The 13,724-nt window shown below is 64.7% G+C and carries 14 protein-coding genes and 1 riboswitch; of the genes, 7 read left to right on the top strand and 7 right to left on the bottom strand.

The features are described from left to right. Window position 1 precedes the first annotated feature (1 nt). The 5 genes from F0M17_RS15715 (at window position 2) to F0M17_RS15735 (ending at window position 5,391) form a co-directional block, all read left to right on the top strand. Complete coding sequence (locus F0M17_RS15715) at window positions 2-2,050, top strand: biotin carboxylase N-terminal domain-containing protein (RefSeq protein ID WP_149597514.1); 2,049 nt, start codon at window positions 2-4, stop codon at window positions 2,048-2,050. Continuing rightward, on the top strand, window positions 2,047-2,571 hold the full coding sequence (locus F0M17_RS15720; RefSeq protein ID WP_149597515.1) for a MaoC family dehydratase: 525 nt from the start codon (window positions 2,047-2,049) through the stop codon (window positions 2,569-2,571). Before F0M17_RS15715 ends, F0M17_RS15720 begins: the two co-directional genes overlap by 4 nt. Then, on the top strand, window positions 2,564-3,364 hold the full coding sequence (locus F0M17_RS15725) for a CoA ester lyase (RefSeq protein WP_073707080.1): 801 nt from the start codon (window positions 2,564-2,566) through the stop codon (window positions 3,362-3,364). Before F0M17_RS15720 ends, F0M17_RS15725 begins: the two co-directional genes overlap by 8 nt. A gap of 33 nt (window positions 3,365-3,397) precedes the next feature. Next, window positions 3,398-3,934, top strand: a complete 537-nt coding sequence (locus F0M17_RS15730; RefSeq protein WP_073707081.1) for a hypothetical protein — start codon at window positions 3,398-3,400, stop codon at window positions 3,932-3,934. 155 nt (window positions 3,935-4,089) lie between these two features. Further along, on the top strand, window positions 4,090-5,391 hold the full coding sequence (locus F0M17_RS15735) for an MFS transporter (RefSeq protein ID WP_149597516.1): 1,302 nt from the start codon (window positions 4,090-4,092) through the stop codon (window positions 5,389-5,391). Window positions 5,392-5,485: 94 nt separating this feature from the next. On the opposite strand, the gene F0M17_RS15740 is transcribed toward F0M17_RS15735, so the two are convergent. The 4 genes from F0M17_RS15740 to F0M17_RS15755 all read right to left on the bottom strand — a co-directional run bounded on the left by F0M17_RS15740 (window position 5,486) and on the right by F0M17_RS15755 (window position 7,296). Continuing rightward, window positions 5,486-5,923 (bottom strand): DUF6069 family protein, encoded by a 438-nt coding sequence (locus F0M17_RS15740; protein WP_038992912.1) that lies wholly within the window; start codon window positions 5,921-5,923, stop codon window positions 5,486-5,488. A gap of 98 nt (window positions 5,924-6,021) precedes the next feature. Then, window positions 6,022-6,432 (bottom strand): DUF6069 family protein, encoded by a 411-nt coding sequence (locus F0M17_RS15745; protein WP_233125334.1) that lies wholly within the window; start codon window positions 6,430-6,432, stop codon window positions 6,022-6,024. 151 nt (window positions 6,433-6,583) lie between these two features. Beyond that, on the bottom strand, window positions 6,584-6,916 hold the full coding sequence (locus F0M17_RS15750; protein WP_149597517.1) for a DUF202 domain-containing protein: 333 nt from the start codon (window positions 6,914-6,916) through the stop codon (window positions 6,584-6,586). Beyond that, complete coding sequence (locus tag F0M17_RS15755) at window positions 6,913-7,296, bottom strand: YidH family protein (RefSeq protein ID WP_066143268.1); 384 nt, start codon at window positions 7,294-7,296, stop codon at window positions 6,913-6,915. Before F0M17_RS15755 ends, F0M17_RS15750 begins: the two co-directional genes overlap by 4 nt. A 149-nt stretch (window positions 7,297-7,445) precedes the next feature. On the opposite strand from F0M17_RS15755, the gene F0M17_RS15760 reads away from it, so the two are divergent. After that, the gene (locus F0M17_RS15760; protein ID WP_149597518.1) at window positions 7,446-8,492 is read left to right on the top strand and encodes an MBL fold metallo-hydrolase; all 1,047 of its coding nucleotides are present in this window, start codon (window positions 7,446-7,448) and stop codon (window positions 8,490-8,492) included. Then, window positions 8,489-9,838 (top strand): MFS transporter, encoded by a 1,350-nt coding sequence (locus tag F0M17_RS15765; protein ID WP_073707086.1) that lies wholly within the window; start codon window positions 8,489-8,491, stop codon window positions 9,836-9,838. Before F0M17_RS15760 ends, F0M17_RS15765 begins: the two co-directional genes overlap by 4 nt. 35 nt (window positions 9,839-9,873) lie before the next feature. Here F0M17_RS15765 and F0M17_RS15770 read toward each other — a convergent pair whose 3' ends face one another. The 3 genes from F0M17_RS15770 to F0M17_RS15780 all read right to left on the bottom strand — a co-directional run bounded on the left by F0M17_RS15770 (window position 9,874) and on the right by F0M17_RS15780 (window position 13,379). Continuing rightward, window positions 9,874-10,800 carry a LysR family transcriptional regulator gene (locus F0M17_RS15770; RefSeq protein WP_038993412.1) on the bottom strand — a complete coding sequence of 309 codons (927 nt, stop codon included), beginning with the start codon at window positions 10,798-10,800 and terminating at the stop codon, window positions 9,874-9,876. A 91-nt stretch (window positions 10,801-10,891) separates the two neighbouring features. Further along, a complete protein-coding gene (locus F0M17_RS15775; RefSeq protein ID WP_073707087.1) occupies window positions 10,892-12,121 on the bottom strand; it encodes an acyl-CoA dehydrogenase family protein in 1,230 nt (409 codons plus the stop codon). Between the two features lie 25 nt (window positions 12,122-12,146). Then, the gene (locus F0M17_RS15780; RefSeq protein ID WP_246857087.1) at window positions 12,147-13,379 is read right to left on the bottom strand and encodes an acyl-CoA dehydrogenase family protein; all 1,233 of its coding nucleotides are present in this window, start codon (window positions 13,377-13,379) and stop codon (window positions 12,147-12,149) included. Between the two features lie 54 nt (window positions 13,380-13,433). Next, window positions 13,434-13,524: riboswitch (SAM riboswitch) on the bottom strand. Window positions 13,525-13,724: the final 200 nt, after the last annotated feature.

Genomic DNA, 13,724 nt, shown 5'->3' on the forward strand with positions numbered 1-13,724 from the left:
CATGACTGCCAAGCTCTTTGATACCGTCCTGATTGCCAACCGCGGGGAAATCGCGGTGCGCATCATCCGCACCCTGCGCCGCCTGGGCATCGAATCCGTCGCCGTGTACTCCGATGCCGACGCCGGGGCCCTGCACGTGTCCGAAGCCGACCGCGCGGTGCGCATCGGCGCGGCCCCGGCCAATGAAAGCTACCTGGATATCGACGCGGTGATCGCCGCCTGCCGGCAAACCGGCGCCCAGGCGGTCCACCCGGGCTACGGGTTCCTCTCCGAGAACGTGGACTTCGCCCGCGCCTTGGAAGCCGCCGGCATCACCTTCATCGGACCGCCGGTGAACTCGATCAACCTGATGGGCGACAAGATCCGCTCCAAGAACCACGTGCTCTCCCACCAGGTGCCGGTGGTTCCCGGCATCGCCGAACCCGGCCTGGGCGACGAGCAGCTGCTCGCGGCCGCCAAGGAAGTCGGCTTCCCGCTGCTGATCAAGCCCTCGGCCGGTGGCGGCGGCAAGGGCATGTTCGCGGTGGAATCCGCCGAGCAGCTGCCCGAGGCGCTGGCCAGCGCCCGGCGCACCGCGCGCAGCGCGTTTGGCGATGACACCCTGTTCCTCGAGCGGCTGGTGCGCAATCCGCGTCATATCGAGGTGCAGATCCTGGCCGACAAGCACGGGAACACCGTGCACCTGGGCGAACGCGAATGCTCCTTGCAGCGCCGCCACCAGAAGGTCATCGAGGAAGCCCCGGCCCCGCTGTTCGAGAACCTGGAGCACCGCGCGCAGATCCGCGAGCGCATCGGCGCCGCCGCGGTAGCCGCCGCGCAGTCCGTGGACTACGTCGGCGCGGGCACCGTCGAGTTCCTGGTCAGCGACCAGAACCCCGACGAGTTCTTCTTCATGGAAATGAATACCCGCCTGCAGGTGGAGCACCCGGTCACCGAGGAAGTCGTACGGGTCAACGGGGAAAAACTGGATCTGGTGCAGTGGCAGGTGCGCATCGCGGCCGGCCAGGCGCTGGACTTCACCCAGGACCAGGTGGCGCTGTGCGGCCATGCCATCGAGGCCCGGCTCTACGCCGAGGACCCGTCCTCGGGCTTCCTGCCTTCGGTGGGCACCGTGCTGCGCGTGAGCGAGCCGGAGAATGTCCGCGTGGATTCCTCGCTGCGCGACGGCTTGGAGATCAGCGCCCACTACGACCCGATGCTCTCCAAGCTCATCGCCTGGGGCGAGGACCGCACCGAGGCGCTGGTCCGGCTGGATCAGGCGCTGGCCGGCACCGTGGTGCTGGGCGTGCTGGCCAACAGCGAGTACCTGCGGCTGCTGCTGGCGGACGAGGATGTGGCGGCCGGACGCCTGGACACCAACCTGATCGAGCGGAAGCTGGACCAGTTCGCCTTCCGCCAGATCAGCGAGCGCGAACTGGCACTGGCGGCGCACCTTGAGGACCAGCGGATTCCTGCGGCGAAAACACCCTGGGGCCTGCGCGATGGCTGGCGGGCCCAGCATCGCCGGGCCAGCATCCAGTACTTCGATGCCGAGGCGGCCGAGGGCAAGACCGCGCTGCTCAGGGAGCAGGATGCCAGCTTGGTGCGAGTAGGCGGCGAGGATTTCACTGTGCGCCAGGAGCCGGATGGAACCCTGTCCGTCAACGGCCAGCGCACAGCACTCCAGCATGCCTTCGCCGAAGACGGCACGCTGTGGCTGTGCGAGGACGGGTGGACCGCGGCGGTGCGCAAGCTTTCCCGCGAAGAAGTCCTCGAACGCCACCTGGCCACCCTCGCCATCGAGTCCGGGACCTTGTCCCCGCATGTCGAATCCCCCATGCCCGGCACCGTGATCAGCGTGCAGGTTGCCGATGGCGATGAGGTCGCCGCCGGCCAGCTGCTGCTGAGCATCGAGGCGATGAAAATGGAACACCAGCTCCTATCCCCCGCCGATGGCATCGTGCGGATGACCGGCCTGAAGTCCGGGGATCTGGTCAAGGCCAAGCAGGTCGTGGCCACCGTGGAAGCAATGCAGAGTACCGAAGCGAAGCATCAGGAGCAGGACGCATGAGCGAGAAAACCCCCACCCGCGTCGAGCAGCGCGGCCTCTACTTCGACGAGCTGCAGCTCGGCGCCACCTACGTGCACAAGCCCGGACGCACCTTGACCGAAGCGGACAACGTCGCCTTCACGACGATGACCATGAACAACCAGGGCCTGCATCTGGACGCCGCGTGGGCTTCCACCCAGCCCTTCGGCAAGCCGCTGGTCAACTCGCTGCTGACCTTGAGCACCATGATCGGCCAGTCGGTGGGCCAGCTGACCGAAGGCACCATCGTGGGGCAGCTGGGCATCAACGACGTGAAGTTCCCGCACCCGATGTTCCACGGCGATACGCTCTACACCGAAACCGAGATCACCGCGCTGCGCGAATCCAAGTCGCGCCCCGGCCAGGGGCTGGCGTCCATGACGCACACGGGCCGCAACCAGCACGGCGAGGTCGTGGCAACCGCCACCCGCACCTGCCTGATGTGGACCAGGCAAGCGCATCAGGACTCACTGGAAGCCAAGGGGGAAAATGCCAATGGCTAGCTTCCTGATGGGCCCTTCCCTGCTGTTCTGTCCGGCCGATCGGCCCGAGCGCTATGCCAAGGCGGCGCAGCGCGCCGACGCGGTCATCATCGACCTGGAAGATGCGGTGGCCCCCGCGAACAAGGACGCTGCCCGCAGAGCCTTGGTGGAGACCCCGCTGGATCCCGAACGGGTGATTGTGCGCGTGAACCCGGTGGACAGCGAGCACTTCGCCAAGGACTTCGAAGCGCTGGAGCAGACCGCCTACCGCACCGTGATGCTGCCCAAGTGCGAGTCGGCGGAGGATCCGTCCGCGTTGGCCGGATACGACGTGCTGGCGCTATGCGAAACTGCCAAGGGCATCACCAATGCCGGACAGATTGCCGAGGCGCCGAATGTCGTCGCGCTGATGTGGGGCGCCGAAGACCTGATCGCCTCGCTCGGCGGCACCTCCTCACGCGGCGAGGACGGCAGCTACCGCGAGGTGGCGCGGTTCGCGCGGTCGCAGGTGCTGCTGCATGCGGCCACCCACGGCAAAGCCGCCGTTGATTCCGTGTACCTGGACATCCCCGACCTGGAAGGCCTGGGCGCAGAGTCCCGCGACGCCAAGGCCTCGGGATTCGCGGCAAAGGCCTCGATCCACCCCAACCAGATGCCGGTCATCCGCGAGGCGTTCGCGCCCACTGAAGCGGAACTGGATCGTGCACGGCGGATCCTTGACGCGGCCAAGGAGAATCCGGGGGTGTTTGCCTTCGAGGGACAGATGGTCGACGAACCGCTGCTGCGCCAAGCCCGGGCCACCTTGGGCAGATAACCCGTTTTCCGCCATGCACTAAAGTGTGTAGCAATGACCGCCGACAGCTGGCCAACGGAGGTTCACATGGCTGTGGTGAAGAAACCCGGTGCCGATGCCCTGGTGTACTTCTGGTTTGCGATTTCACTAGCCGTGCTCGGTGTGGTGATCGGGCAGATCGGCGCGGTCATGATGCTAAACGGCACGTTGGAGCTGAACGTCCTGAACGTGACCACGCTGCACCTGGTCGCCTGGGGTTGCTATGCCGGAGCGGCGATTTTCACCATCGTGGTCATGCACAAGGCCCTGGCAATGCTGATCTATCTGGTGCACCACCAACGCCCGCTGCCTCCACGCAGGATGCCGGTGATCCGCGATGCCCCGGTCACCGCCCAGACTTCCGAGACGAGCCCAGTAAGCCACGCATCAGCTGGCCCGACGGACCTGGCGGATCCGCTGGGCAAGGATGAGCTGCCCTCCGGGTCCAAGCCGAAAACCTTCCCGCGGCAGGCGCTGGGTGCACTGCCCGCGCAGGACCGGCGTCCTCGCAACCGGCGCCAGAACTCCGGCAAAGGCGACGACCCCGCCTAGCGAACCCTGCGTCCACTGCGCTTCGGCAAGTGCAGCAAGTCCCGGTAATGCAAGGCGCTCCACAACCGGGGGAGTCAATATTTGTTCCGCGGGTGTCATGAACTTCGACGCCTGTTGGCCCCGGTGCAATGCTTTAAGCATCGTCTATAAGGAGCGTGCGATTGAGTTCCCGGAAGCCATCGCGGATCCACCGAGCGTGGCTGGTTGCCATCGTGACCACACTGGCACTCGTTGCCACGGCGGCATTCCGCTCCACCACCGGCGCGTTCTTCGAACCGCTCGAATCCGAATTCGGCTGGCTCCGCTCCCAGCTGTCAACCGCGGTGACCATCAACCTGGTGGTCTACGGCCTGGCAGCACCTTTCGCCGCGACCTTGCTGGAACGCTATTCCATGCGCAAGGTGGCTGCCATTGCCCTGGCGCTGGTGGCTTCTGGCGCCGGATTATCGGTGTTCATCAGCCAAATCTGGCAGTTATGGATACTCTGGGGCGTGTTGGTTGGTCTGGGAACCGGGGCGATGGCTCTGGTATTCGGTTCCGTGGTGGCCAACCGCTGGTTCTCCGAACGCCGCGGCTTGGTGATGGGTATCTTCTCCGGCGCGAACGCCGCCGGCCAGCTGGTGTTCCTGCCAAGCATCGTGGTGATCATCGAGCAGTACTCCTGGCGGATCGCGGCCCTGGTAGTTGCCGTCTTCGCGGTGCTGATCATTCCGTTGCTGCGCTGGCCCTTTGCCAACTCCCCTGCCGAAGCCGGAGTGCTGCCCTATGGCGCAACCGATGCCGTGGACACGCCGGAGGCCGAACCCCGGCAGGGTTCGATGGCCGCCGCGACGCTCAAAGCCCTGTTCTCGGCTTCGCGATACCCGGCATTCTGGGTCTTGGCGATGACCTTCTGGATCTGCGGCTGGTCAACCAACGGCCTGGTGCAGACGCACTTCATCCCTGCGGCGCACGACCACGGCATGCCGGCCACGACCGCGTCCGGGTTGCTGGCGCTGGTTGGCATTTTCGACATCCTCGGAACCGTGTTCTCCGGGTGGCTGACCGACCGCGTACGCCCGTGGCTGCTGCTTGCGGTGTACTACGCGCTGCGCGGGCTCTCGCTGCTGTTCCTGCATTCGCTGATGGGTCCCACCGTCGAGCCGCTGCTGTGGATCTTCATCATCTTCTACGGCCTGGACTGGGTGGCCACAGTGCCTCCTACGGTGGTGCTCTGCCGCCAGTACTTCGGTCCGGTCAAGGCCACCGTGGTCTTCGGCTGGGTCTTCGCCTTCCACATGATCGGTGCCGGCGCAGGTTCGCTGACCGCGGGGCTGTCGCGGGAAACCACCGGCAGCTACCTGGCCGCATGGATTACCGCCGCGGTGCTGTGCTTCGCGGCGGCCGTGAGCCTGCTGTTCCTGCCGCGCATGCGCAAGGCCTACGAGGATCCGCAGCTCGAGGAAGTCCGGGTATAGCCCTCACGGCAACACTTGGGCACATCCGTTTAACGCAAAGAACCTCGCAGAGCAGATCATTGCTGATCGTTCTGCGAGGTTTTGCGCATCAGGCTCAAGCCACTGCTACGTCCTTGGAAGGAACGTGCAGCTTCTTGTTGCCGTAGTGCACGGAGAAGAACCAGCCGATGCCGGTCACGATATGGATCAGGCTCAGGCCCACTGCGGTAGCGGCATCCGCTGCGTGCATGATCGGGAAGGCGATCGATGCGACAGCTATAACCAGGCCGACCCACTGCGCGATCTTGCAAATGCCCTTGTTTGCCCGTCCAATCAGGAATACCACCAGGCCGAAGAACAGGATCGGGATCAACGTGAACTGAAGCAGGTGGTCGAAGGCGACAACATCGGTTGGATTCGGACCGATCCGGCGGGATGCTCCAGCGGCGCCAGCCAGGAAGAAAATGATGACGTTCAGGTAGCTGGTGCCCAGCGCCCCGATAATCACTTGGATGAAATTGAATGGGCTGTTGGGCTGTCCCTGAGCCGTCATGGCACTCCTAGAATTGTTGAAAGTTCTCAACCATTCTATTCCTGACCGCCTGTGCCGCGGCTCTCAATAACCCGTGAGAACCGCGACACTTAGCATGGCTATATGTTTTCCAGCTCCGCGATCTCGTTGAACTTCCTGTTCGAGTAGTTCACCGCGATATACCAGGACGCCGCGACCACCAGGTGCATGATGGTCACCGCCAACGCGGTCCCCCAGTCCTCGGCGAAGAACCACTGCACCACCGCCGAGGCCAGCACGACTGCAACGCCGATGACCTGGGCGATGCGGCAGAACCCCGGCTTGGCCCGGCCAATCAAGAAGGTCAGAAACCCGAGAACGAGAATCGGCGGAGCGGTAAAGCGCACGATATGGATGAAGTCCAGGTTCTGGAACAAGCCGCCGGAGTACTCCATGGATGCGCCGATGACCCTGGCAATGAAGTAGGCCAAGACACTCAGCGACATGGCCCCGAAAGCCGCAATCACCACCTGGGCGAAATTGAACGGCATCTTGAATCTAGCCTCAGCCTGCATCGCAAATCATCCCCTTTTACGGCGAATTCGAGCTGAACCGGTAGTTCCACTGTACGCCCGCTGGCGGCAAATGGATCCGCCAATTTTCCGATGCTTCAGGCATCACGTGCACACGGCCGCGCCCTGCCTAGTTCGGGCCGAGCACCAGGAACAGCGCATATCCGCCCAGCGCACAGAGCGCCAGCGTGGTCATCAGCACCGCCACCACGTCCGCCTGGACCTTCTCGTGCTTCACCCCGAGGGCCATGCGCCGATAGCGCGCACGCTGCGAGACCAGGATTCCCAGAGCCATCGACGAGGACACCGCGATCAGCAGGATCATGCCGATGCCGTAGTGCGGCAGCCAGCGCAGGAAAACGGCCGAGACCACAAGAAAGGAAACCATCGTGCGATTCCACGCGAAGATGGTCCGCTCGGGCTGCAGGCCCGCATCGGCGATCTCGACGGGTTCGTTCTTCACGAGCCGAGCGACCAGAAGATCATGACGATGGCCGCCAGCGAGGCGACCACCGCGCCGAAGGCAAGCAGCGGGACAATGGCGGGAATCGGCAGCGGGCGGCCGGTGCGCATGCTGCGTTCCACGCGGACCCAGCGCACCGCGGCCCCGGCGGCGATCAGGATGCCGACGCCGATCACCAGCACCGCCAGCCAGGTGCGGAGCGGCGACGGGAAGGCCTCGGCGGCGAAGGCCTCCAGCGCGGTGCCGCCGGCAAGGAACGCCAATGACGTGCGGACCCAGGCCAGGAAGGTGCGCTCGTTGGCAAGGGTGAAGCGCGGGTCGGGCTCGCTGCCGTGCGGCAGTAGCCAGCGTGAGATCCGGCTGCGTTCTGGCTCGGACATGACCCTCCTTGGTGTACGTCGATGCTATGAGCATACCCAACCAATCATCGGTGAAACCTATTTAGCTGGTTGATAAAAACAGTTTTACGGATGTGATCCAGCGCATAAGAATTGAATGCAGCACTTGAACGAAAGAAAGGGCGCATTCCATGGCCTCCACCAATCTCAATCCCCACGTCGTGACGCTGGGCACCGCCGGCGGTCCGCGCTGGTGGACCGGCGAGAACGCCGGCAAGCGCGCAGGCATTTCCACCGCCGTCGTCGTGGGCGACAGCGTCTATCTGGTGGATGCCGGAACCGGCGTGGGCAACCAGCTGATGAAGGCAGGATTCACCCCGGCTAACCTTCGCGGCATCTTCCTCACCCACCTGCATTCGGATCACACCATCGACCTGGCGTCGCTGGCCATCTTCGGCATGTTCACCCTGCCAGCCGGCAAGGCCCCGATCTCCATCATCGGCCCGGGCGACCGCGGCGCCCTGCCGCCAGCGTCGCCACGCGCCACCACCGCACCGCAGCCGGTCTTCGCGCAGAACCCGACCCCGGGCACCGCTTCGATGTTCGAGCACCTGATGCAGGCCTACGCCACTGACCTGAATGACCGCGTGATCGACGCGCTGCGCCCCTCCCCGCTGGACCACTTCATCGCCTCGGACATCGAAATCCCTGCCGGCACCGGGTACCACCCCAATGCCAACCCGACCCCGGCGGACTTCGCGCCATTCGAGATCTACCACGACGAGCTGGTCACGGTGACCGCAACCCTGGTCAAGCATCCGCCGATCGCCCCGGCCTTCGCCTTCCGCTTCGACACCGCCGAAGGCTCGGTGACCATTTCCGGGGACACCGCGCCCTGCCGGAACCTGGTGGCCCTGGCCCGGGACACCGACCTGCTGCTGCATGAGGCCATTGACTTCGACTGGGTGGAACGTGCGTACGGTTCGGTGGGCACCTTGGAAGCCCAAGCCTCGATGGACCACCACCGCGCTTCGCACACCTCGCCGGAACAGGCGATCGCGATTGCCCACGAAGCCGGGGCGCGCACCCTTGCGTTGCACCACCTGGTCCCCGGAACCACACCCCTGGAAGTCTGGGAGGCCCACGCCGAGAAATTCTCCGGCAACTACCGCGTGCCCAACGATCTGGACACGATATCCTTTTCCCGCGTCACTAGTGAAATGGCGGCAGCACGATGAGCAGCACCCTGAATAACCACAGCAGCGTGGAGGCGCCAATGAAGGTCCCCTCGCTGAACTCCCCGCAGATGCGCCGGATCCTGGCCTCCAGCTTCATTGGCAGCGCGATCGAATTCTACGATTTCATCCTCTATGCCACCGCGGCCTCGCTGGTCTTCAACAAGGTCTTCTTCGTGGGACTGACCCCAGGCGTGGCAATCTTCGCCTCTTTCGCCACCCTGGCCGTGGGCTACCTGGCCCGCCCTCTGGGCGGCATCATCTTCGGCCACTTCGGCGACAAGATCGGGCGCAAGGGCGTGCTGATCACCTCGATGGCCATGATGGGCGGCGCCTCGACGCTGATCGGGCTGCTGCCTCCCACTGCCCAGATCGGCATGCTGGCCCCGATCGCACTGATTACCCTGCGCATCGTCCAGGGCCTGGCCGTGGGCGGCGAATGGGGTGGCGCCATGCTGATGGCTCTCGAGCACGCGCCGAAGGAACGCCGCGGCTTCGCCGCGAGCTTCGCGAACATGGGCGGCCCGGCCGGCGCCGTGATGGCTACCTTGGCGGTCTCCGCCGTCTCCATCATGCCCAATGAGCAGTTCCTGGCCTGGGGCTGGCGCATTCCGTTCCTGATCAGCATCGCGCTGGTGGGCATCGGGCTGGTCATCCGCCTGAAGGTCACCGAATCCCCGCTGTTCCTGGCCCTGGAAGACAAGGCCGAAGAGCGCAAGACCCCGTTCATGGAGGTCATCACGAAGTACCCGAAGTCGGTCATCCGCGGAACCCTGGTGGGCATGAGCTCCTACACCGTGCAGGGCCTGATGACCGTCTGGGCCATCTCCTACGTGGTCGAGGAAGTCGGTTTGGACCGCACCGCGGTGCTGAACATCAAGGCCATCGGTGCCGCATTGACCGTGGTGGGCATCTGGGTATCCTCGCGCTACTCCGACAAGCTGGGCCGCCGCCCGGTCATGATGGTCGGCATCCTCGCCGGCGCCGTGGCCGCCCTGCCGATCATGTGGATGCTGGAACTGGGCCAGCTGTGGCTGTTCGCCATCGCCCTGTTCGTGGCCAACGGCATCATCCAGGCGTTCATCTTCGGGCCGTTCGGCGCGTTCACCGCCGAACTGTTCCCCACCCGCATCCGCTACACCGGCGCCTCGCTCGTCTACCAGCTCTCCTCCACCGTGGGCGCAGGCTTCACCCCGATGATCGTCGCCGGCCTGGTGCTGCTGGGCGGCGGATCGCTGTGGATCGCCGGCGCCGTCTGGGCTGCCGCGTTCATTGTCGCCGCGCTGGCCATGCGCGGCATCAAGGAAGGCCGCGATGCCGACCTCGAAGCCGAGGAGATGAGCCACTAGAACCTTGGTGCCTGGAGCGCGGAGCCGGCTGGAACCTATGGGTTCCGGCCGGCCTCGCGCTCTTTCTCGGCACCGGTTTCCTCGCAGAAATCCAGGAACGCGCGCAGCCGCAGGCTCAGGCGTTCCGAGGCGGTATAGGCCACGCAGATGTCGCTGACCCCGACCTCGCCTTCGATCTCCAGCACCGACAGCGGCAATCCGTCATAGCTCAGGTTGACCGGCGGACGCTGCACCAGCACGGTGTAGCCCAGTCCGCGGGCCACCATCCCGCGTACCGCCTCGAAGCTCTGCGAACTCCAGCGCACCTTCGGGTCCAAACCCGACATGCGCAGGTTCACCAGCTGGTTATCGCGCACCGTGGGAATGTCCAGGGAAACGAAATCGTCATCGGCCAGCTCGGCGAGCGCAACCGAGGTGCGGTCCGCCAGCCGGTGGTTCCCGCCCACCAGCACATAGGGACGGCCCGACATCACCCGGCGCCAGGAAACCTGCGGCAGCAGGTGGCGGGTATGGGTGAGCACCGCATCCAGGTGGCCCTTGAGCATGCGTTCTTGCAGCTCGGCGCCATCGCCTTCCACCAAGGTCACCTGCAGGTCCGGGTGGACATTGGTGAAGCGTTCGCAGATCACCGGGATCCAGAACGCTGCCAGCGAGGAATAGCAGCCGATCACCAGCGGGCCCGAGAGCTTGGTCTGGCGTTCGACAATCAGGTCCTGCACCTCTTCGGCATGGCGCACCAGCGCCCGCGAATCCAGCAGGAAGTCGGTGCCGACAGCGGTGAGCACCACCCCGCGCGCCCGGCGGCGCACCAGCAGCTGGGAGCCGACGGCGCGCTCCAGCTCGTCCATCGACTGCGACATGGCGGCCTGGGAAATATGGCACTGCTTCGCCGCCGCGGAAATGGAGCCGAGTTCCGCGACGGCGACGAAGTACTGCAGCTGGCGCAGGGTGTAATTTATCACCCACACAGTCTAGCCAGCGGGCGATTCTGCAGGCGCAAAACAACAGGCCCAGCATCGGCAAAGAATGCTGGGCCTGCTACGGAAATGGAAGCTACTTCGAGGCGCCGATCGCCCACACGCGTGGAAGCTCGGTGCCGTTGACCGCCAGGTCGCCAATCAACCGCGCCTTGAAGACCCAAGGGTTGTGGTTGCCCGCGGTTCGGGCATTGCGCCAGTGCCGATCAAGGTTCTTGCTCACGCTCGTCGCGCTGGCAGCCAGCGCATCGAAGGCATGTGTGATGGCATTGAGCACCAGCGGGGTGAGCACCACCTGCGCCTGCGCGCTGGCCAACTCGGCCGCATCATTGGCCGCTTCGTCCTCTTCTGCGCTCGCCTGGCCGGTGTGCAGCGCCAGCGCTGTTTCGTAGGCTCCCTGCAACGCCGCCGAAACGCGTTGAACCGTTGCCGCGGCGGCGAAGGATGCAGCAGAGACCTCGCCGATCACCTGCAGCAGCTGCGGGTCTTCGGCCGCCACATTGGCTGCGGCATGGCTGAAGGTCCGCTTGCGCGCTTTCAGTTCGGCGGCGAAGTCCCGCTCTGCCGCTTTGGCGGAGCCGGCCAGGACCGCCAGCAGCACCTGCTGGTAGAACGCGGTCTGGTACTTGAAACGGGTGTCGAAGTCGATCAGGTCTTCCTCGGCCACCACCGCATCGGTGAACGTGGAGGTTCCGGTACCCGTGGTGCGCTGGCCGAAGCCATCCCAGTCATCGGCCAGCTCGACACCGGGCTGGTGGCGGTTGACCGCGGCGATCACGCGTTTTCCGGTGTCGGTGCGCTCTGCATAGGTGTCCAGCCAGTCAGCGAAAATTGAGCCGGTGGAATAGTACTTGGTTCCATTGATCTTGAACCCTCCCTCGCCGTCCGGGGTGACCTTGGTGATCACGTCGCCGACCTTCACGGTTCCAACCTCGGTCCACGAGTTGCCCACCAGTTCCCCGGCGGCGAAGCGGGCCAGCCACTTGTCACGACCCGGACCCGGCTCTGCCACCAGCCGATCCTCGACGAAGGCGAAGTGCGCGCGCAGCGCCTGGGCGATATTGGAATCAGCGGCCGCAAGATCCACGAACAGCTCGAAGAGCTCAGGCAGGGTCGCCCCGGCCCCGCCGTGCGATTCCGGAACCCGGATTGCGCCGAAGCCGGCGGCAGCCAGGTCCGCGACTGCCTGGTAGGGCAGTTCGCCGGTGCGGTCGCGTTCGGCAGCTCCCTGCGCGATGTCCGCGAAGAGCGGGGCAAAACGGGCTTTGAGCCCTGCAAGCCGAGTGCCAGTTGCAAGTACAGTCATCGTTCAGTCCAATCCGTGGGAATTTCTAGGTGTAGAGCGAGAGCGGCTGGGATTCTCCGCGCAGGAAGTACGCGCCGACCTCGATCTTCTTGTAGTCCACCGGGTCATGCAGCGAGTGGGTGCGCACATTGCGCCAATACAGGTCCAGGCCCACCGAGCTCGCGGTCGAGGATGATCCGGTCACCTCGAAGATCCGGTTCGCCACCTCGACGCCCACCTCGGTGGAAACCACCTTGGCTTCGGCAATTTCCACTGCCAGCGCGGCCCGCTCGGGCTGGGTGACGTCTCCGGCCTTCGACAGCAAGGCATCGAATTTCCGGCCGAGCTTCTCGGTCAGCGCCGCCACCGCGGCGGTGCGGGCCTTGAGCTCCCCGACGATCCGCTGGAAAATCGGATCCTGGGCGTAGGTGTCGGCCTGCGAGAACAGCCAGGCGTTCTTGCGGCCCAGCAGGATCTGCTTGCCACGCTCCAGCGCTCCTTCGGCAATGCCCAGGTAGAAATTGGCGAAAGCCAGCTGGATGCCCGGGGTGAGCAAGGTGGACACCGGTTCGTCGGTGACGAATCCGAGCAAGTCCTCGGCTTCAAGCCTGACGTTGTGGTACTTCAGCGAGTTGGATGCGCTGAGCCGCTGGCCCAGGTAGTCCCAGTCGTCAACGATTTCCAGTCCTTCGATGTCGCGGGGCAGCACGAAGGCGAGAATCTGCCCGTCGTATTCCCCGCCCTGGACCAGCGCGTTGATGACGATGACCTCGCCAACACCGGAACCAGTGGAGAACCGCTTGGCCCCGTTCAGCCGGTACCCATCCCCTTCGACGCTCAGCGTCAGATCCGGGTCAACCGGATTCACCGAATCGCCCCAGAGCCACCCGCCTTCCACGGTGCGTTGCCACCACTTGCCTTGCGCCCCCGCCGGAGCATAGAAGGCAATGCCCGACTGGTTGATGTAGTGGTAGGCCAGCAGCTGCGCGATGGATCCATCGGCCGCCGCCAGGATGCGGACCACGTCGAATGCCGTTTCCCAGTGGGCTCCTGCTCCGCCGAATTCTGCAGGCACCAAAAGGTTCAGCAAGCCGGCTTCGCGCAGCAGCTGCACCTCGGCGAATGGCTGCTGGTTCTTGCGGTCGCGTTCCAGGGCGTCTTGTGCGAGCGTGCCTGCCACCTGCTGGGCAACTTCGCGCCACTGCTCCAGCTCGGTTTCGCTGGCGTTCCCATAGTAGGGAACTCGGCGTAGTCCGGTGTCTTGTACGGTATCTTGCACTGTCATCTTCTTCTCCCTTGCGTTGCAGGTTCCGAAGGACGCAGGGTCCCTGCGATTCCATCGATCCTGGCGTTAGCACTACCTGCGGGATGCAGGCTTGCTGCGGCGTCGCGGAGCCAGGTCTCTCAGCCGCTCTGGATGGGTTGTGCTCCGAGTCAACCACTGCCGGCAGCAGTCACGGAAGGGCACTGTCATGCGAGGGAACGGCAGGACAAAATACGTCATCTTCGAGCCACCTGCTTGCCTGATCGATGGCTGCGCGGCCTTCATATGACACTTGCATGACGAAATTTGAACTCGGGAACTGCGCAGCTTCCGAATAGGATGGCTGTTCACGGCGAATAG

The sequence above is a fragment of the Glutamicibacter sp. ZJUTW genome (assembly GCF_008370855.1).
GTDB classification, from domain to species: domain Bacteria; phylum Actinomycetota; class Actinomycetes; order Actinomycetales; family Micrococcaceae; genus Glutamicibacter; species Glutamicibacter nicotianae.

Excerpts from the sequence above, each read along its gene's own strand:
- F0M17_RS15775 (WP_073707087.1), bottom strand. The coding sequence starts at position 12,121 with ATGACTGTACTTGCAACTGGCACTCGGCTTGCAGGGCTCAAAGCCCGT.
- F0M17_RS15715 (WP_149597514.1), top strand. The coding sequence starts at position 2 with ATGACTGCCAAGCTCTTTGATACCGTCCTGATTGCCAACCGCGGGGAA.
- F0M17_RS15765 (WP_073707086.1), top strand. The coding sequence starts at position 8,489 with ATGAGCAGCACCCTGAATAACCACAGCAGCGTGGAGGCGCCAATGAAG.
- F0M17_RS15745 (WP_233125334.1), bottom strand. The coding sequence starts at position 6,432 with ATGCCGTTCAATTTCGCCCAGGTGGTGATTGCGGCTTTCGGGGCCATG.
- F0M17_RS15760 (WP_149597518.1), top strand. The coding sequence starts at position 7,446 with ATGGCCTCCACCAATCTCAATCCCCACGTCGTGACGCTGGGCACCGCC.
- F0M17_RS15755 (WP_066143268.1), bottom strand. The coding sequence starts at position 7,296 with ATGTCCGAGCCAGAACGCAGCCGGATCTCACGCTGGCTACTGCCGCAC.
- F0M17_RS15725 (WP_073707080.1), top strand. The coding sequence starts at position 2,564 with ATGGCTAGCTTCCTGATGGGCCCTTCCCTGCTGTTCTGTCCGGCCGAT.
- F0M17_RS15740 (WP_038992912.1), bottom strand. The coding sequence starts at position 5,923 with ATGACGGCTCAGGGACAGCCCAACAGCCCATTCAATTTCATCCAAGTG.
- F0M17_RS15730 (WP_073707081.1), top strand. The coding sequence starts at position 3,398 with ATGACCGCCGACAGCTGGCCAACGGAGGTTCACATGGCTGTGGTGAAG.
- F0M17_RS15720 (WP_149597515.1), top strand. The coding sequence starts at position 2,047 with ATGAGCGAGAAAACCCCCACCCGCGTCGAGCAGCGCGGCCTCTACTTC.